The organism is Klebsiella sp. PL-2018, from assembly GCF_019048985.1.
Taxonomy (GTDB): Bacteria; Pseudomonadota; Gammaproteobacteria; order Enterobacterales; family Enterobacteriaceae; genus Klebsiella; species Klebsiella michiganensis.
In genome coordinates this window covers 767,084-783,811 of sequence record NZ_CP077673.1, presented here as the reverse complement: position 1 = coordinate 783,811, position 16,728 = coordinate 767,084, and the positions used below count along the sequence as shown (strand labels likewise).

General features: G+C 60.6%; 18 protein-coding genes. 11 read left to right on the top strand and 7 right to left on the bottom strand.

The window, feature by feature from the left end; translation table 11 throughout:
* Positions 1-44 precede the first annotated feature (44 nt).
* On the top strand, positions 45-1,406 hold the full coding sequence (locus tag MKleb_RS03710; RefSeq protein ID WP_025106887.1) for an MFS transporter: 1,362 nt from the start codon (positions 45-47) through the stop codon (positions 1,404-1,406).
* A 3-nt stretch (positions 1,407-1,409) separates the two neighbouring features.
* Here the strand turns inward: MKleb_RS03710 and MKleb_RS03705 are convergent, their stop codons facing one another.
* Positions 1,410-2,246, bottom strand: a complete 837-nt coding sequence (locus tag MKleb_RS03705; RefSeq protein WP_025106888.1) for a GNAT family N-acetyltransferase — start codon at positions 2,244-2,246, stop codon at positions 1,410-1,412.
* A gap of 32 nt (positions 2,247-2,278) precedes the next feature.
* Here MKleb_RS03705 and MKleb_RS03700 point away from each other — a divergent pair, with 32 nt between their 5' ends.
* Together MKleb_RS03700 and MKleb_RS03695 are read left to right on the top strand one after the other, a co-directional pair.
* Positions 2,279-2,812, top strand: a complete 534-nt coding sequence (locus tag MKleb_RS03700) for a GNAT family N-acetyltransferase (protein ID WP_029946908.1) — start codon at positions 2,279-2,281, stop codon at positions 2,810-2,812.
* A 70-nt stretch (positions 2,813-2,882) separates the two neighbouring features.
* Positions 2,883-3,746: a MurR/RpiR family transcriptional regulator gene (locus MKleb_RS03695; protein WP_014227796.1), complete on the top strand. Its 864-nt coding sequence runs from the start codon at positions 2,883-2,885 to the stop codon at positions 3,744-3,746.
* Here the strand turns inward: MKleb_RS03695 and MKleb_RS03690 are convergent.
* The 5 genes from MKleb_RS03690 to MKleb_RS03670 all read right to left on the bottom strand — a co-directional run bounded on the left by MKleb_RS03690 (position 3,743) and on the right by MKleb_RS03670 (position 8,631).
* Positions 3,743-4,345 carry a 2-dehydro-3-deoxy-6-phosphogalactonate aldolase gene (locus MKleb_RS03690; RefSeq protein ID WP_025106890.1) on the bottom strand — a complete coding sequence of 201 codons (603 nt, stop codon included), beginning with the start codon at positions 4,343-4,345 and terminating at the stop codon, positions 3,743-3,745. The two genes, MKleb_RS03695 and MKleb_RS03690, sit on opposite strands and share 4 nt — an antisense overlap.
* Positions 4,332-5,204, bottom strand: coding sequence for a 2-dehydro-3-deoxygalactonokinase (locus tag MKleb_RS03685; protein ID WP_025106891.1), 873 nt, complete (start codon positions 5,202-5,204; stop codon positions 4,332-4,334). The genes MKleb_RS03690 and MKleb_RS03685 overlap by 14 nt, the downstream gene beginning before the upstream one ends.
* Positions 5,201-6,685 carry a sodium:solute symporter family protein gene (locus MKleb_RS03680; RefSeq protein WP_025106892.1) on the bottom strand — a complete coding sequence of 495 codons (1,485 nt, stop codon included), beginning with the start codon at positions 6,683-6,685 and terminating at the stop codon, positions 5,201-5,203. The genes MKleb_RS03685 and MKleb_RS03680 overlap by 4 nt, the downstream gene beginning before the upstream one ends.
* Positions 6,686-6,788: 103 nt before the next feature.
* Positions 6,789-7,181: a RidA family protein gene (locus MKleb_RS03675; RefSeq protein ID WP_004098320.1), complete on the bottom strand. Its 393-nt coding sequence runs from the start codon at positions 7,179-7,181 to the stop codon at positions 6,789-6,791.
* Between the two features lie 10 nt (positions 7,182-7,191).
* Positions 7,192-8,631 (bottom strand): N-acyl-D-amino-acid deacylase family protein, encoded by a 1,440-nt coding sequence (locus MKleb_RS03670; protein ID WP_025106893.1) that lies wholly within the window; start codon positions 8,629-8,631, stop codon positions 7,192-7,194.
* A gap of 201 nt (positions 8,632-8,832) precedes the next feature.
* Here MKleb_RS03670 and MKleb_RS03665 point away from each other — a divergent pair, with 201 nt between their 5' ends.
* Complete coding sequence (locus MKleb_RS03665) at positions 8,833-10,047, top strand: amino acid deaminase (protein ID WP_217076482.1); 1,215 nt, start codon at positions 8,833-8,835, stop codon at positions 10,045-10,047.
* 121 nt (positions 10,048-10,168) lie between these two features.
* On the opposite strand, the gene hpaR is transcribed toward MKleb_RS03665, so the two are convergent.
* Positions 10,169-10,606: a homoprotocatechuate degradation operon regulator HpaR gene (gene hpaR / locus MKleb_RS03660; protein WP_217076481.1), complete on the bottom strand. Its 438-nt coding sequence runs from the start codon at positions 10,604-10,606 to the stop codon at positions 10,169-10,171.
* Positions 10,607-10,891: 285 nt separating this feature from the next.
* On the opposite strand from hpaR, the gene MKleb_RS03655 reads away from it, so the two are divergent.
* From MKleb_RS03655 to hpaI, 7 genes are all read left to right on the top strand, one after another.
* Positions 10,892-11,524: a fumarylacetoacetate hydrolase family protein gene (locus MKleb_RS03655; RefSeq protein WP_048262622.1), complete on the top strand. Its 633-nt coding sequence runs from the start codon at positions 10,892-10,894 to the stop codon at positions 11,522-11,524.
* The gene (locus MKleb_RS03650; protein WP_025106896.1) at positions 11,521-12,285 is read left to right on the top strand and encodes a fumarylacetoacetate hydrolase family protein; all 765 of its coding nucleotides are present in this window, start codon (positions 11,521-11,523) and stop codon (positions 12,283-12,285) included. Before MKleb_RS03655 ends, MKleb_RS03650 begins: the two co-directional genes overlap by 4 nt.
* Complete coding sequence (gene hpaE, locus MKleb_RS03645; RefSeq protein WP_025106897.1) at positions 12,282-13,748, top strand: 5-carboxymethyl-2-hydroxymuconate semialdehyde dehydrogenase; 1,467 nt, start codon at positions 12,282-12,284, stop codon at positions 13,746-13,748. Before MKleb_RS03650 ends, hpaE begins: the two co-directional genes overlap by 4 nt.
* A gap of 1 nt (position 13,749) precedes the next feature.
* Complete coding sequence (hpaD, locus tag MKleb_RS03640; RefSeq protein ID WP_004098307.1) at positions 13,750-14,607, top strand: 3,4-dihydroxyphenylacetate 2,3-dioxygenase; 858 nt, start codon at positions 13,750-13,752, stop codon at positions 14,605-14,607.
* 12 nt (positions 14,608-14,619) lie between these two features.
* Complete coding sequence (locus tag MKleb_RS03635; RefSeq protein ID WP_004098305.1) at positions 14,620-15,000, top strand: 5-carboxymethyl-2-hydroxymuconate Delta-isomerase; 381 nt, start codon at positions 14,620-14,622, stop codon at positions 14,998-15,000.
* A 99-nt stretch (positions 15,001-15,099) separates the two neighbouring features.
* Complete coding sequence (hpaH, locus tag MKleb_RS03630; RefSeq protein ID WP_004098303.1) at positions 15,100-15,903, top strand: 2-oxo-hept-4-ene-1,7-dioate hydratase; 804 nt, start codon at positions 15,100-15,102, stop codon at positions 15,901-15,903.
* Between the two features lie 10 nt (positions 15,904-15,913).
* Positions 15,914-16,705, top strand: a complete 792-nt coding sequence (gene hpaI, locus MKleb_RS03625; RefSeq protein WP_217076741.1) for a 4-hydroxy-2-oxoheptanedioate aldolase — start codon at positions 15,914-15,916, stop codon at positions 16,703-16,705.
* Positions 16,706-16,728 lie beyond the last annotated feature (23 nt).

The following is a 16,728-nucleotide window of genomic DNA, read 5'->3' as shown; positions in this document are numbered from 1 at the left end:
TTCGATGTCACTTGTCGTTCAAATAGAATAACCAGGAGTCAGGCGTGGAATCACGAAATATCACTATCGACCCGCAGACAACCTTTGATAAAGGAAAGGCGGAGACGATGACTGTTCCGTTAGATAATACGTTAACGCGTAGTACTCGCATTAAAAAAATTCAGACAACGGCAATGATCCTGTTATTTCTGGCGGCGGTGATTAATTACCTCGACAGAAGTTCATTGTCCGTCGCGAACTTAACGATTCGCGAGGAGCTGGGGCTCAGCGCCACCGAAATCGGGGCGCTGCTGTCCGTTTTCTCGCTGGCCTACGGCATCGCCCAGCTCCCCTGCGGGCCGCTGCTGGACCGTAAAGGTCCGCGCATCATGCTGGGGCTGGGGATGTTTTTCTGGTCGCTGTTTCAGGCGGTCTCGGGGATGGTACACAGCTTTACCCAGTTCGTGCTGGTGCGTATCGGCATGGGGATCGGCGAAGCGCCGATGAACCCCTGCGGCGTCAAGGTGATCAACGACTGGTTTAATATCAAAGAGCGCGGCCGCCCGATGGGCTTCTTTAACGCCGCCTCGACGATTGGCGTCGCGATCAGCCCGCCGATCCTTGCCGCCATGATGCTGATGATGGGCTGGCGCGGGATGTTTATCACCATCGGCGTGCTGGGGATCTTCGTCGCTATCGGCTGGTATATGCTCTATCGCAACCGGGAAGATATCTCTCTCACCGCCGACGAGCAGGCCTACCTTAACGCCGGAAGCGTCAACGTTCGCCGCGACCCGCTGAGCTTTTCCGAATGGCGCAGCCTGTTTAAAAACAAAACCATGTGGGGAATGATGCTGGGCTTCAGCGGCATCAACTATACCGCGTGGCTGTATCTGGCCTGGCTGCCGGGCTACCTGCAAACGGCGTATAGCCTCGATCTGAAAAGTACCGGTTTTATGGCCGCCATTCCGTTCCTGTTCGGCGCCGCCGGTATGCTTATCAACGGCTACGTCACCGACTGGCTGGTTAAAGGCGGCATGGCGCCGATCAAAAGCCGTAAAATTTGCATTATTGCCGGGATGTTCTGCTCCGCCGCGTTTACGTTAATTGTGCCGCAGGCCACTACCTCTATCGCTGCGGTGCTGTTAATCGGTATGGCGCTGTTCTGCATCCACTTTGCCGGCACCTCCTGCTGGGGGTTGATTCACGTCGCGGTGGCCTCGAGAATGACCGCGTCCGTCGGCAGCATCCAGAACTTCGCCAGCTTTATCTGCGCCTCCTTCGCGCCGGTGGTGACCGGGTTTATCGTCGATACCACCCACTCATTCCAGCTGGCGCTGATTATCTGCGGCTGCGTGACCGCCCTCGGCGCGCTGGCCTATATTTTCCTGGTTCGTCAGCCGATTAGCGACCCGCGTAACGGCTGAATCTCAACGCCCTGCTGGCGGCGGGGCGCTCAACGTTGCGCTCATTTCATACTGTTTTAATGCCATGGGCGTATAGCCGGCGGCGTGAAACAGCGGCGTAAAGCGCTCCGGGATGGTCACCGAGGTCCCGAGCCCCGGAAAGCGTTTGGCGAGCGCCATCAGCATTTCCCGTCCCAGCCCGCGCCCGCGGGCGGCGGGATCGACCCATAAAAACTGCAGCTGCGGCCTGCTGGTTAAGGTCGCCAGCACGGCGAAAGCCTGTTGATGTAGGCTCAGCGCCCGGCACGGCAGGGTGCTGAAGGTGAGCGGGTCCATCAGCCACGGCAGCTGGCCGTTAATCTCGGCGCCGGCCCTGCGCGTCAGCGCCAGCACGTCATACTCCTGCAATACGGATGACTCCTCGCTCGCGGCCTGCGCGCTCAGATAGCCGCACAGCCCGTGCCGCACCTCGAAGCCCAGCGATTGATACAGCGCCACCGCGGCGTGGTTGTCGCGGATAACCTCCAGCCACATCCGCCGTACGCCCTGCTCGCGCAGCGCGTCGATAAGCGGCGACATCAGCCGGCGGCCAACGCCCTTTCCGCGATACGCAGGCCGCACCGCGAACGCCGCCAGCCTGGCTTCATCGCCGCGTCGGACGACGACCGCCATCGCCGCGGGGACATCTCCATCCAGCCAGACGCAGGAATCCAGCAGGCTCAGCCCTTCGGCGCTAAAACGCTGGACAAAAACCTCTACCGATAGCGTGACGGGAACCAGGTAATCTTCGAAACAGTCGCAAAGGATCGTCGTCAGCTGCGCGACGCTGAACTGGGTGGCGGAAACGGCGGTAAGCTCCATACATTTCTCCCGGAGGCTGCTATGCTGAGGTGATGAAAACTAACACTATAACCGCCGCCGCGACGTTACGCCTGACTGAGGAGAGAGACATCCCTCTTCTGCCCGCCATTGAGCGCTCGGCGGCCCAGGCTTTTCGCCAGATCCCGGCGCTGGCCTGGCTGGCGGAAAGCGAAGTGATAAGCCCCGAGCGCCACCGGCTGTTTCTTGAAACTGACCATAGCCTGCTGGCCGTGGCCGATGACCAACCGATAGGCTTCCTGCTGAGCGAACCGCTGGATGATGCGCTGTTTATCGTGGAGATCGCCGTTCATCAGGCGTGGCAGGGACGAGGCGTTGGCCGCATGATGCTGGAGCAGGTTATAGAGACAGCCCGCCAGGCGGCGTATCCGGCGGTCACGCTCACCACCTTCCGCGACGTGCCGTGGAACGCGCCGTTTTACACGCGCCTGGGGTTTTCAATGTTAAGCGAGCTAAGGCTACCGGCGGGACTGGCGGCGAAAAGGGAGCTGGAAACGGAACACGGCCTGCCGCCGGAAACGCGCTGCGCCATGCGCTTAGCGCTGTAGCCTCCGGCGCTGATTTCAGCGGCGGAATATGGTACAAAGTACCATTCAAAACTTACCCGTTGATACCCGTATGTCCTGGTCAATCGATATCATTTCCTGCATTACCGATCGCTTTGTGGAACTCACGGCGACCGAAAAACGCATCGCGCAGTTTATTCTCGATGATGTCGCGGCGGCGGCGGAGCTGCCCATCGCGGAGATGGCGCGCCTGACCCACACCAGCCAGGCCTCGGTCACCCGCTTTGCCCGGGCGCTCGGCTGCAAAGACGTCCGCGAGCTGAAGATGAAGCTCGCGCAATCCCTGGCGGTCGGGCAGCGATTTATCCTCGATGTTCCGGACCTTGAGGGCGTGCAGGGGATCTACGAGTCGATCATCGGCGTGCTGGAGACCAACCGCCGGGCGCTGGATATTGAGGCGCTGAAGCGCGCGGTGAGCTGGCTGAGCGACGCGCGGCAGATCCTGGCCCTCGGGATGGGCGGCGGCTCCACCATCTGCGCCCAGGAGATCCAGTACCGTCTGTTTCGCCTCGGTCTGCCGGTGGTCAGCCAGAACGACGGCCTGCTGGTGCGCATGATGAGCTCGGCGGTGACGCCAAAGGATGTGGTTATCGTGCTGTCGCTGGGCGGCTATACCCAGGAAATTATTGAGAGCGCGGCGATTGCCAGGCAGTACGGCGCAAAGGTCATTGCCATCACCCCCGCCGGAACGCCGCTGGCGGAGCAGGCGGATCTGGTGCTGCCGCTGCTGGTGCGCGAAAACGACTATATCTTCAAGCCCAGCACTTCACGCTATGCGATGCTGGCGATGGTTGACGTGCTGGCCACCGAACTGGCGATGGCCAACAAAACCCAGGCAAAGGGCAGGCTGCGCCGGATTAAGCTGGCGCTCGACAGCCATCGCGGCGGCGTCGACAGGCAGCCGCTGGGCGATTAACCGCTGCGGGCGGCGGCGATAAACCTCTCCGCCTGCTGACGGGTACGCTCCACGGCCTGCCCGGCGCGATACAGATCGCTTCCCAGACCGGCGCCGGCGCATCCCGCCTCGACCCAGCTCGCCAGATTCTCCGGCGTCACGCCGCCGACCGCCAGCACCGGCACCTCCGGCGGCAGCACCGCTTTCAGCGCCCGAATATAGTCCGGGCCGAAGGTGGAAGACGGGAAAATCTTCAGCCACTGCGCCCCGGCGTCCAGCGCGCTGAACGCCTCGGTCGCGGTAGCGCATCCTGCGCAGACCCGCATTCCGCGCGCCACCGCCCGGCGGATCGTCGTCGGCTCAGTATTCGGCGTCACGATAAGCTTCGCCCCGGCATCGGCCAGAAAATCGACCTGCTCCACCTTAAGCACCGTTCCCGCGCCAATCACCGCCTGCTCGCCGAAGCGTGCGGCCATCTGCGGAATGCTCTGCTGCCAGTCCGGTGAGTTGAGCGGAATTTCGATATAGCGAAATCCCGCCTTTATCAGCGTCTCAATATGCTCCGCCGCCTCAGCGGGGCGAATACCGCGTAAAATCGCTACCAGTTTAATCTTGTCCATGCATTATCCTCGCCATGCCGCCCAGCAGCGCCTCATCGCCGCTGCAGCTGTTAACCGTCATTCCGCGCGCCCTCATCGCCCGGCTGTAGCGGGCATTCAGCGCCGGGTCGCCAACCAGCGTGACGCCGGAGGTACGGTAACGCTGCCCGAGGGTCGCCACCTCCGCGCCAATCAGCAGCCCGGAGAGATAGTCGCTGACCGAGGTTGCCGCCAGCGCCCCGAGTACCCGGGCGGCCCTGGCGACAAACAGTTCGCTAATCAGCGACGGCTGCGCCAGCCCTTTTTCCAGCCCCTGTTCAAACGCCGCCTCGTCCGCCTGCTGGGCCGGCAGCCCTTTGCCGATCAGCGATTGCGTCATCAGCAGATGGTGCAGTTCGCCGGTCATCGCCGTGGCAAAATGACGCACCATGCCGTCCGTCACCTGTACCCATTTGCAGTGGGTGCCCGGCAGCACGTAGCACTCCGCTGGCGCCAGCTCCATAGCCCCCAGCAGCTGCGTCTCTTCGCCGCGCATCACGTTGAACTCCCCGTCCCGGGCAATCTTGAGCCCGGGAATAATCCACACGCCTTCAGCCACGGCGCATCGCTGCTGCCCCGGCGCGTCGATCGCCGCCGGGCAGGCCACATACGGCACCGCTTGCCAGCCCGCATCGCTGCCGATCATCCCGGCCATCAGCACCGGCAGCATTTCGGCGCCGCGCCAGGGGGCCACATGCTCCGCGAATACGTCGGCGGGCGATCGTCCGTTCAGGCGGGTGATGCCCAGCGGCAGCTGCTTCGTCCCGACGCACTGGCCGTTGCGAATCAGCCAGCCGCGCAGCTGAGTAGAGCCCCAGTCGACGGCAATATAGTCCTTCATGGTGCTTCTCCCGAGGCCTGCACCGCCGTCTTCGCCGGGATCGCCTGCCCTTCCCGCTCTTGCGTAATCATTTCCAGCGCCTGCTGACGGCTGATTTTGCTGGCTGGCGTCATGACGGTGACAAAAATGGCGGAAACGAAGCTGCCGACGACCGACGGTATGCACGGATTGCCCCAGTAAGCCAGCCAGTCTGCCTTAACCAGAACCACAATCGACACCAGCATGCCGCTCAGCAGCGCGGTGAGCGCGCCCTGCCAGTTAAAGCGCAGCCAGAAGCGGCCCAGAATTGAACAGACGAACAGCCCGGACATCAGCATGGAGATCATTTTGGTGATATAGCTGATGATATCGTTCGAGGTCAGGGCGAAGATCATCGCCAGGCCGATGACGAACGCCAGCATCCAGCGGGAGAGCGTTATCGCCTTATGCGCCGGCGGCATTTTTCCGGTAACAAGGGTGTAGACATCGCGCATCATGATGGCCACGGCGGCTATCGCATCGGAGCTGGCCGAGGACATGGTGGCGGAAAGCCCGGCAATCAGCACCACCAGCCCCAGTATCGCCGGCAGGAAGCTGGTGGCGAACAGGAAGGCGTAGTTGCTGTTCTCAAGATGGGGGTTCATTGTCCATGCCGCCATGCCGATAATCGCCGGCAGCACCGAGAAAAACAGATACAGCACGCCGGTATAGACAAACGAGCGGCGCACCGAAGAGACATCTTTCCCCGAATAAATACGCTGGCGATAGGAAGGGGTCGCCAGCACGCCGACGCCGATGACCATCGCCAGCGATAGCGCCGGAATGACGCCCAGCTTATCGACCGCGAACAGGCTCATCGCCCTGGGATCCATCGCCTGTACGATGGCATCCCATCCGCCGACGTGAACCACCGCCAGAATCGCCATCAGGATAAAGCCGAAAAAGAGAATTAATGCCTGAATGGTATCCGTCCATACCACCGCAGAATAACCGCCGATGATGACGTAAATCGCAAAGGCCAGGGCAATAATAATTTTGGCCACCGTCAGATTTATCCCCGTCGCCCAGGATAAATACATGCTGCCGCCAAGAATATGCGCCCCCAGCCAGCCAATCGAGGCAACAAATATCATTATGCCAACGATATTTTTAATTAAATGGCTGCCGCCCGTATAATAAGAGAGCTCTTCGCTCATGGTCATAAAGCGCAGTTTACGCACCGGGGCAAAAAGCCAGGCCACCAGCAAAATACCGATGGCTCCGCCCACGCCGTAGAGCATTCCGGCCCAGCCGTTGCTGTAGCCGAAGCCTACGGCGCCCATGCTTGAACCGGTCCCCACCATGGTCGCCACGGTGGAGCCCAGCGTCAGGAACAGCGGTAAGGAACGGCCGCCGAGTAAAAAATCTTCACCGCTTTTTTGATTACGCGACACGTACCAGCCAAGCCAAATCATGGCCAGCGCGTAAATAATAAAGCCGACTAAAAAGATATGACTATTCATTATTCACATCCTGCCAGTTGAGTAGGTAAAAGGTAAAAGGCTACGAAGCGCTGAATGAATTCAGCGCTCAAAAATCCTGTTTATATTTCTGGTTAATAAATTTTTATACGCGAGCCGCGTTATAACAGGTCACATCTACTTCGACTTTACAATCCACCACCAGGTCCGCGACGCAGCAGATACGGGCGGGCGGGTTGTCGCCAAAGAACTCGCGGAACACTTTATTGAAAGACTGGAAATAGCGCGCATCGGTGAGGATCACCTTGACGTGCACCACGTCGGCCAGGGTGTAGCCCGCTTCGGTCATGATATCCACGCAGTTCTGAATCGCCAGACGCGCCTGGTCGACAATTCCGCCTTCCACCACTTCACCGTCCTTCATCGGCGTCTGGCCGGAAACGTACAGCCAGCCCCCCGCCTCCACCGCGCGCGCGAACGGCAGATGCTGCCCGCCGGTGCCGGTACCGCCTTCTACGCCATAACGTTTAATACTCATTTTGCACTCCTTAGTTCATTTGGCGGCGCAGGAAACGCCCCGCGCGCCCGATAATCTTTTTGTCGCTGCCGTAGCTCATCACGCCGTTGACCATCACCGCCTCGATCCCCTCCGCCGGTTGTTTCGGGTCGGAGAAGCTGGCGACATCGCGCACCGTCTGCGGATCGAACAGCACCAGATCGGCAAAGTAGCCCACTTTCACCAACCCACGATCCGCCAGCTGGAAACGCGCCGCCGACAGCCCGGTCATTTTGTGGATAGCTGTGGTCAGCGGAAACAGCCGTTCATCGCGGCAGTAGTGGCCCAGGACTCGCGGGAACGCGCCCCACAGCCGCGGATGCGGCATCGGGTCGTTCGGCAGACCGTCGGAGCCGATCATGGTCACCGGGTAACGCAGCACCCGCCGCACGTCCTGCTCGTCCATGTTGTAGTAGATGGCGCCTGCGGGCATCAGCCGCGCCGCCGCCTCGTGCAGGCTAACCTGCCAGCCGTCGGCAATCTGCCGCAGGGTTTTCCCGGCCTGCTCGGGCTGCGCTTCCGACCAGGTGATGACGATATCGAACTCATCGGTCACCTGCTTCATATCCAGCGTCGATGAGCTGGCGGAGTAGGGATAGCAGTCGCAGGCAATCTCCTGGCGCTGGCGCATCTCATCGAAGAAGGCCAGCGTCTCGCGGGTGCGGCCCCAGTTTTTCGCGCCGGCGCACTTATGATGCGAGACCACCACCGGCACGTTGCCGTGGCGGCCAATGCGGAACGCCTCGTCGAGCGCCTCCAGAATCGGCTCGAACTCAGAACGCAGGTGGGTGGTATAAATTCCCCCCTCCGCCGCCAGCTCCTCGGCCAGCGCCATCACCTCTTCGGTGGTGGACTGAAACGCGCTGGCGTAGGCCAGCCCGCTGCTCAGACCCAGCGCCCCCTGGCGCAGCGCGTCGCGCAGCTGCACCCGCATTCCGGCGATCTCGGTGTCCGTCGCCGGACGGAACAGATCGTCCATATGGTTATTGCGCAGCGCGGTATGGCCAATCAGCGTGCCGACGTTCAATGACGGCTTCGCCGCCTCCACCGCCTGGGCGTAAGCATCAACGGTGGGGTAAACAAAGTGCTCCTGCTCGCCCAGCAGGTTCATCGGGTCAGGCACGCCGTCGCGCAGGGTCGCCGTCGCCGCGCTGATCCCGCAGTTGCCGACAATCACCGTCGTCACCCCCTGGCTCAGCTTGGGCAAATAGGCTGGCATACGAATGACGTTGATGTCGTCATGGGTATGCACATCGATAAACCCGGGCGCCAGCACGCGCCCCTGCCCGTCAATCACCTGCTCCGCCGGCAGGTTCAGCGCCGGGGCCATATCTACAATCCGATCGCCCTTCACCGCCACGTCGCCGCGAAACTGCGGTCCGCCGCTGCCGTCAATGACCGTGACGTTTTTGAAAAGCCAGTTAACTTTCATCGCAATGACTCCCTTTCAACTCTGTCGACAAGTTAACCATTTACAAGGCGGAAAAACAGTGGAAAACTACGCAAAAACCAGATCAAATTGTGATACTTTTATTCACAAACAATAAAAATCACATATTAAATTTATATTTTTCAATTAATTAAAATTGATACTCAGCTTTATTCCGAGCATAAACCCTAAAAGGATAGTGTTATGAAATACCACTCCGATACGCTTATTCCGCACAAAGCCGCCGTGATGGCCGCTCCGGCAAATCTGCTGGCGGAGGAGGTCTGCCTCCCCGCCGCGCTGCTGAAAAAAACGGCGCTGGAAAATAACATCGCCTGGATGCAGCGCTACGCCGACGCGCGCGGCGTCTCGCTGGCGCCGCACGGTAAAACAACGATGACGCCGTGGATTTTTCAGGCCCAGCAGCGGGCGGGCGCATGGGGAATCGGCGTGGGCAGCGCCTGGCAGGCCAGCGCGGCGATGGCCAGCGGCGTTGAGCGCGTTCTGATGGTCAATCAGCTGGTCGGCAGGGCGAATATGCAGGCGGTATCGCGCCTGAAGGCGCATTACCGGGCGGCGGAGTATATCTGCTGCATCGATAGCCTCGCCAACGCCCGCGCGCTGTCGGCCTTTTTCAGCGAACGGCGGCAAACGCTGGACGTGCTGATTGAGCTGGGCGTGGCCGGCGGGCGCTGCGGCTGCCGCAGCGTTGAGGATGCACAGGCTCTGGCGGAGGCCGTCGCGGACCTTCCGGGCCTTAAGCTGCGCGGACTTGAGCTGTATGAAGGGGTGTTGCACGGCGACGATCCGCAGCCGCAGGTGGAGGCTCTGCTGCGCCAGGCCGCCGATTTGGCCTGCCGGATGGAACATCTGGTTGAGGGGGAGTTTGTGCTGACCGGCGCCGGTACCGTCTGGTATGACGTGGTGTGCAATATCTGGCTGGCGGCGAAGAAACCGGCGCGCTGCCGGATCGTTATCCGTCCCGGCTGCTATATCACCCACGATCGGGGGATCTACGATATCGCGCAGAAAGCGCTGGTGGCGCGCGATCCGATCGCCTGCGATCTGGGCGGTGATTTAACCTCGGCGCTGGAGCTGATGGCGATGGTCCAGTCGGTGCCGGAAGCGGATCGCGCGGTGGTCAACTTCGGCAAGCGCGACTGCGCCTTCGACGCCGGACTGCCGCAGCCGATCGCTCGCTATCGCAACGGCGCGCAGCTGTCTGCGGCGGGGATCGAAAGCGTCGGGATCATGGATCAGCACTGTATGCTGCGCCTCGCGCCGGGCAGCGACGTGCAGGTCGGCGATATTCTGGTGTTCGGCACCTCGCATCCGTGCCTGACGTTTGATAAATGGAAAACCCTACTGCTGGTGGACGAGCAGTATAACGTGCTGGAAGAGCTCGATACCCTGTTCTGAGTGGCAGGGAACTCCCCGGATGGCGGCTGGCGCCTTATCCGGGCTACGGGATGGCACCGGCCCGTAGCCCCGGTAAGCACAGCGCGACCGGGGGAATATTTCTAGCTTCACGGAAGGAAAATTACGCTTCTTCCTCTCCACCCACCCCATTCCCCAGGGCGATAAACTCCTCCAGCAGCGCGGTAAGCTGACGCATTTTTTCGACGGTAAATTGGGCTTCTATCTGGCGATAGGCTTCTTCGACCTGGGCCTGGGCGCTTTCATACAGCTTCAGGCCCGCAGGCGTCAGCGAAACGTACAGCTTGCGCTGATCGTTAACCGGTTTTAAACGCAGCACCAGGCCGTCGCGCTCCATGCGGGTCAGAATACCGGTCAGGCTCGGACGTAAAATACAGGCGCGAAAGGCCAGATCGTGAAAATCCATCGACGGAATTTCGGCGAGGATGCGCACGATACGCCACTGCTGCTCGGTCAGATTGTGGCGTTTAACGATGGGCCGAAAGTGGGCCATCGCCGCTTCCCGCGCCTGCAGCAGCGCGATAGTTAACGAATCATGCATCACATACCTCTGAAATAAATCCCCAATCTGTTAATAAGTTAATAATTAGCGCTAATTCCTTCTGAAGGCAACCGGTTTCTGCCTCTGAAAAGTACCAGAAGGTACAAGAAAATTAATTATCTAATTGATTAACAACAAATAAAAAATATAACTGTAAATTTATTGTTAATCCGATCACAAAACATTCACTTCTGTTTGCCAAACCTTTCCGCAAAGCATAAAAGATGATCATTAACATATTAATGAATTAACTAACTTCCTAATTCCGTAGCAGAGGAGTGGTCAATGAAAGGTACCATCTTCGCCGTGGCGCTTAACCACCGCAGCCAGCTCGACGCCTGGCGCGAAGCGTTCCAGCAGGCCCCGTATAAAACCCCGCCGAAGACCGCGGTCTGGTTTATCAAACCGCGCAACACCGTTATCGGCGACGGCGAGAGCATTCCCTATCCGCAAGGCGAAACCGTGCAGAGCGGCGCCACCGTGGCGCTAATCGTCGGTAAAACCGCACGCAAAATCGCCGCGGAAGACGCTGCGGCTTATATTGCCGGGTACGCGCTGGCGAACGACGTCAGCCTGCCGGAAGAGAGCTTCTATCGTCCGGCCATCAAAGCCAAATGCCGCGACGGCTTCTGCCCGCTTGGCGCGCTCGCGCCGCTCAGCAACGTCGATAACCTGACCATCATCACCGAAATCAACGGTCGCGAGGCGGACAGCTGGAATACCGTCGATCTCCAGCGCTCCGCCGCCGAGCTGCTGAGCGCCCTGAGCGAATTCGCCACCCTCAATCCCGGCGATGCGATTCTGATCGGTACGCCCCACTCCCGCGTTACGCTGCGCCCCGGCGATCGCGTACGCATTCTCGCCGAGGGCTTCCCGGCGCTGGAAAACCCGGTGGTTGCTGAAGGAGAACTAGCATGAAACAGGCACGTATTGAGTGGCAGGGGCAACGGCACGATGTCCAGGTTGATGAACGCGGTCAGGTCCAGCTCGCCAACGGCAGGTTACTTCAGGAAGGCGAGTTTCGCTGGCTGCCGCCCGCCGACGGCACCCTGTTCGCGCTGGGCCTGAACTACGCCGATCACGCCAGCGAGCTGGCGTTTACGCCGCCAACCGAGCCGCTGGTATTTATCAAAGCGCCCAACACCTTTATCGGCCACCGCCAGGAGTCGGTGCGCCCGGATAACGTCGAGTACATGCACTACGAGGCTGAACTGGTGGTGGTGATCGGCAAAACCGCGCGTAAGGTCACCGAAGCCGACGCCATGGAGTACGTAGCCGGGTACACCGTCTGCAACGACTACGCCATCCGCGACTACCTGGAAAACTACTATCGTCCCAACCTGCGGGTCAAAAGCCGCGACACCCTGACGCCGATAGGCCCGTGGATCGTCAGCAAAGAGGCGATCCCCGATCCGCACAACCTGGCGCTGTGCACCTGGGTCAACGGCGAACTGCGCCAGCAGGGCACCACCGCCGATCTGATCTTCAGCATTCCGTTCCTGATCGCTTACCTCAGCGAATTTATGACCCTGCAGCCGGGCGACATGATCGCCACCGGCACGCCGAAGGGGCTGTCGGACGTGGTGCCGGGCGATGAAGTGATCGTCGAAGTGGAAGGCGTCGGCCGCCTGGTCAACCACATCATTAGCCAGCAGGCATATGAGGAGAAGCTGTCATGAAAAAAATTAACCACTGGATCAACGGCAAAAACGTCGCCGCCGCGAAATATTTCCATACCACTAACCCGGCCACCGGCGAAGTGCTGGCGGAAGTCGCCTCCGGCGGCGCCGACGAGGTGAATCAGGCGGTGGCGGCGGCGAAAGAGGCGTTTCCGAAATGGGCCAATCTACCGATGAAAGAGCGCGCGCGTCTGATGCGCCGGCTGGGAGATCTGATCGACCAGAACGTCCCCGAGATCGCCGCCATGGAGACCGCCGATACCGGCCTGCCGATCCACCAGACCAAAAACGTGCTGATCCCGCGCGCCTCGCACAACTTCGAATTCTTCGCCGAAGTGTGCCAGCAGATGAACGGCAAGACCTACCCGGTTGACGACAAGATGCTCAACTACACCCTCGTGCAGCCGGTCGGCGTCTGCGCGCTGGTGTCGCCGTGGAACGTGCCGTTTATGACCGCCACCTGGAAGGTGGCGCCGTGCCTCGCGCTGGGCAATACCGCGGTGCTGAAGATGTCCGAACTGTCGCCGCTAACCGCCGACCGTCTTGGCGAGCTGGCGCTGGAGGCGGGTATTCCGCCGGGGGTGCTGAACGTGGTTCAGGGCTACGGCGCGACGGCGGGCGATGCGCTGGTCCGCCACCATGACGTACGCGCGGTCTCGTTCACCGGCGGTACCGCCACCGGGCGCAACATCATGAAAAACGCCGGGCTGAAAAAGTACTCCATGGAGCTGGGCGGCAAATCGCCGGTGCTGATTTTCGAAGACGCCGATATTGAGCGCGCCCTCGACGCCGCGCTGTTCACCATTTTCTCGATCAACGGCGAACGCTGCACCGCCGGCTCGCGCATCTTCATTCAGCAGAGCATCTACCCCGAGTTCATTAAACGCTTCGCCGAGCGGGCTAACCGCCTGCGCGTCGGCGACCCCACCGACCCGAATACCCAGGTGGGCGCGCTGATTAGCCAGCAGCACTGGGAGAAAGTCTCCGGCTATATCCGCCTCGGCATTGAAGAAGGGGCGACCCTGCTGGCCGGCGGCGCGGATAAACCCGCCGATCTGCCCGCCCATCTGAGAAACGGCAACTTCCTGCGGCCAACGGTGCTGGCGGACGTCGATAACCGCATGCGCGTGGCGCAGGAAGAGATTTTTGGCCCGGTAGCCTGTCTGCTGCCGTTTAAAGACGAGGCGGAAGGTCTGCGCCTGGCCAACGACGTGGAGTACGGCCTCGCCTCTTATATCTGGACCCAGGACGTCAGCAAAGTGCTGCGCCTGGCGCGCGGCATCGAAGCCGGAATGGTGTTCGTCAACACCCAGAACGTCCGCGACCTGCGTCAGCCGTTCGGCGGCGTGAAGGCCTCCGGTACCGGCCGCGAAGGCGGCGAATACAGTTTTGAAGTGTTCGCTGAAATGAAAAACGTCTGCATCTCGATGGGCGACCATCCGATCCCAAAATGGGGAGTCTGATATGGGAAAGTTAGCGTTAGCAGCAAAAATTACTCACGTACCGTCGATGTATCTCTCTGAACTGCCGGGTAAAAACCACGGCTGCCGCCAGGGAGCCATCGATGGGCATAAAGAAATCGGCAAGCGGTGCCGCGAGCTGGGCGTGGATACCATCATCGTTTTTGATACCCACTGGCTGGTTAACAGCGCCTACCACATCAACTGTGCCGACCATTTCCAGGGCGTCTACACCAGCAACGAGCTGCCGCATTTTATTCGCGACATGACCTATGACTATGACGGTAACCCGGCGCTCGGCCACCTGATCGCCGACGAAGCGGTCAAGCTCGGGGTCCGCGCCAAAGCGCATAACATTCCGAGCCTGAAGCTGGAGTATGGCACCCTGGTGCCGATGCGCTACATGAACAGCGATAAGCATTTCAAAGTGGTCTCTATCTCGGCGTTCTGTACCGTTCATGATTTTGCCGACAGCCGCAGGCTGGGCGAAGCCATTCTTAAGGCTATCGAGAAATATGACGGCACCGTGGCGGTCTTTGCCAGCGGCTCGCTGTCGCACCGTTTTATCGACGACCAGCGCGCCGAAGAGGGGATGAACAGCTATACCCGCGAGTTCGATCACCAGATGGACGAACGGGTCGTGAAGCTGTGGCGCGAAGGCAAATTCAAAGAGTTCTGCACCATGCTGCCGGAGTACGCCGACTACTGCTTCGGCGAAGGCAATATGCACGACACGGTGATGCTGCTGGGCCTGCTGGGCTGGGACAAATACGACGGCAAAGTAGAGTTTATTACCGAGCTGTTCGCCAGCTCCGGCACCGGTCAGGTCAACGCCGTCTTCCCGCTGCCGGAAACGGCGTAAGGAGCACGCAGAATGCCGCATTTTATCGCTGAATGTACCGACAACATCCGCGAGCAGGCTGATTTACCGGGCCTGTTCGGCAAAGTGAACGCCGCGCTGGCGGCCACCGGCATCTTCCCCATCGGCGGCATTCGCAGCCGCGCCATCTGGCTGGATACCTGGCAGATGGCCGACGGCCAGCACGATTACGCCTTTGTGCATATGACGCTGAAAATTGGCGCCGGACGCAGCCTGGAGAGCCGCCAGGACGTGGGCGATATGCTGTTCACGCTGATCAAAGCCCATTTCGCCGCGCTGATGGAGAGCCGCTATCTGGCGCTGTCGTTTGAGATTGATGAACTGCACCCGACACTGAACTACAAGCAGAACAACGTGCACGCCTTGTTTAAATAGCGTGCGGCCGGTCAGGCCCTCTCCCGCCGGGAGAGGGTGAAACGACGCCGGCTTTTATTTCCGGCGCAGCAGCACCGAATGACGTAACAGGAAGCAACTATGCTCGATAAACATACCCATACCCTGATCGCCCAGCGGCTAAACCAGGCGGAAAAACAGCGTGAACAGATCCGCGCTATTTCGCTGGATCACCCGACGATCACTATCGAAGATGCCTACGCGGTACAGCGCGAATGGGTAAATATGAAAATCGCCGAAGGCCGCGTGCTGAAAGGACATAAAATCGGCCTGACCTCAAAAGCAATGCAGGCCAGTTCGCAAATCAGCGAACCGGATTACGGCGCGCTGCTGGACGATATGTTTTTCCACGACGGCGGCGATATTCCTACCGACCGCTTTATCGTCCCGCGTATCGAAGTGGAGCTGGCCTTCGTGCTGGCCAAACCGCTGCGCGGCCCCCACTGCACCCTGTTCGACGTCTACAACGCCACCGACTACGTGATCCCGGCGCTGGAGCTGATTGACGCCCGCTGCCACAACATCGACCCGGAAACCCAGCGCCCGCGCAAAGTCTTCGACACCATCTCCGATAACGCCGCCAACGCCGGGGTGATCCTCGGCGGCCGCCCGATTAAACCCGACGAGCTGGATCTGCGCTGGATCGCCGCCCTGCTCTATCGCAACGGCGTGATTGAAGAGACCGGCGTCGCCGCGGGGGTGCTGAATCACCCGGCCAACGGCGTGGCCTGGCTGGCGAACAAGCTGGCGCCGTACGACGTCCAACTGGAAGCCGGGCAGATTATTCTCGGCGGCTCCTTTACCCGTCCGGTACCGGCGCGCAAGGGCGACACCTTCCACGTCGACTACGGCAACATGGGCGCGATTAGCTGCCGCTTTGTCTAGGAGAAACATGATGCATAACGCCTTTAAAGACGCCTTAAAAGCGGGTCGTCCGCAGATTGGCCTGTGGCTGGGGCTGACCAGCAGCTACAGCGCCGAGCTGCTAGCCGGGGCCGGGTTCGACTGGCTGCTGATCGATGGCGAGCACGCGCCAAACAGCGTGCAGACGATACTGACCCAGCTACAGGCGATCGCCCCCTACCCCAGCCAGCCGGTGGTGCGGCCGTCGTGGAACGACCCGGTGCAGATTAAACAGCTGCTGGATATCGGCGCGCAAACCCTGCTGGTGCCGATGGTGCAGAACGCCGACGAAGCGCAGCTGGCGGTGAAAGCCACCCGCTACCCGCCGGCGGGCATTCGCGGCGTCGGCAGCGCGCTGGCCCGCGCCTCGCGCTGGAACCGCGTCCCGGATTATCTCCATCAGGCCAACGACGCGATATGCGTGCTGGTGCAGATCGAAACCCGCGAAGCGCTCAACAATCTGCCGCAGATCCTCGATGTCGAGGGCGTGGACGGCGTGTTTATTGGCCCGGCGGATCTGAGCGCCGATATGGGCTTCAGCGGCAACCCGCAGCACCCGGAAGTGCAGGCCGCCATTGAGCGCGCCATCGGGCAAATTCGCGCGGCGGGCAAAGCGCCGGGGATCCTGATGGCCAGCGAGCCGCTGGCGAAGCGCTACCTGGAACTCGGCGCGCTGTTTGTCGCCGTCGGCGTCGATACCACCCTGCTGGCCCGCGGCGCGGAAGCGCTGGCGGCGCGATTTGGCGCGGAAAAAACCGCCCAGGGTTCGTCAGGCGTCTATTAATACCCGCAGTACCCTACAAAATT

Excerpts from the sequence above, each read along its gene's own strand:
- MKleb_RS03670 (WP_025106893.1), bottom strand. The coding sequence starts at position 8,631 with ATGAAAGTTAACTGGCTTTTCAAAAACGTCACGGTCATTGACGGCAGC.
- hpaR (WP_217076481.1), bottom strand. The coding sequence starts at position 10,606 with ATGCATGATTCGTTAACTATCGCGCTGCTGCAGGCGCGGGAAGCGGCG.
- MKleb_RS03700 (WP_029946908.1), top strand. The coding sequence starts at position 2,279 with ATGAAAACTAACACTATAACCGCCGCCGCGACGTTACGCCTGACTGAG.
- hpaE (WP_025106897.1), top strand. The coding sequence starts at position 12,282 with ATGAAAAAAATTAACCACTGGATCAACGGCAAAAACGTCGCCGCCGCG.
- MKleb_RS03705 (WP_025106888.1), bottom strand. The coding sequence starts at position 2,246 with ATGGAGCTTACCGCCGTTTCCGCCACCCAGTTCAGCGTCGCGCAGCTG.
- MKleb_RS03650 (WP_025106896.1), top strand. The coding sequence starts at position 11,521 with ATGAAACAGGCACGTATTGAGTGGCAGGGGCAACGGCACGATGTCCAG.
- hpaH (WP_004098303.1), top strand. The coding sequence starts at position 15,100 with ATGCTCGATAAACATACCCATACCCTGATCGCCCAGCGGCTAAACCAG.
- MKleb_RS03665 (WP_217076482.1), top strand. The coding sequence starts at position 8,833 with ATGAAATACCACTCCGATACGCTTATTCCGCACAAAGCCGCCGTGATG.
- MKleb_RS03680 (WP_025106892.1), bottom strand. The coding sequence starts at position 6,685 with ATGAATAGTCATATCTTTTTAGTCGGCTTTATTATTTACGCGCTGGCC.
- MKleb_RS03690 (WP_025106890.1), bottom strand. The coding sequence starts at position 4,345 with ATGGACAAGATTAAACTGGTAGCGATTTTACGCGGTATTCGCCCCGCT.
- hpaI (WP_217076741.1), top strand. The coding sequence starts at position 15,914 with ATGCATAACGCCTTTAAAGACGCCTTAAAAGCGGGTCGTCCGCAGATT.
- MKleb_RS03675 (WP_004098320.1), bottom strand. The coding sequence starts at position 7,181 with ATGAGTATTAAACGTTATGGCGTAGAAGGCGGTACCGGCACCGGCGGG.
- hpaD (WP_004098307.1), top strand. The coding sequence starts at position 13,750 with ATGGGAAAGTTAGCGTTAGCAGCAAAAATTACTCACGTACCGTCGATG.
- MKleb_RS03655 (WP_048262622.1), top strand. The coding sequence starts at position 10,892 with ATGAAAGGTACCATCTTCGCCGTGGCGCTTAACCACCGCAGCCAGCTC.
- MKleb_RS03685 (WP_025106891.1), bottom strand. The coding sequence starts at position 5,204 with ATGAAGGACTATATTGCCGTCGACTGGGGCTCTACTCAGCTGCGCGGC.
- MKleb_RS03635 (WP_004098305.1), top strand. The coding sequence starts at position 14,620 with ATGCCGCATTTTATCGCTGAATGTACCGACAACATCCGCGAGCAGGCT.
- MKleb_RS03695 (WP_014227796.1), top strand. The coding sequence starts at position 2,883 with ATGTCCTGGTCAATCGATATCATTTCCTGCATTACCGATCGCTTTGTG.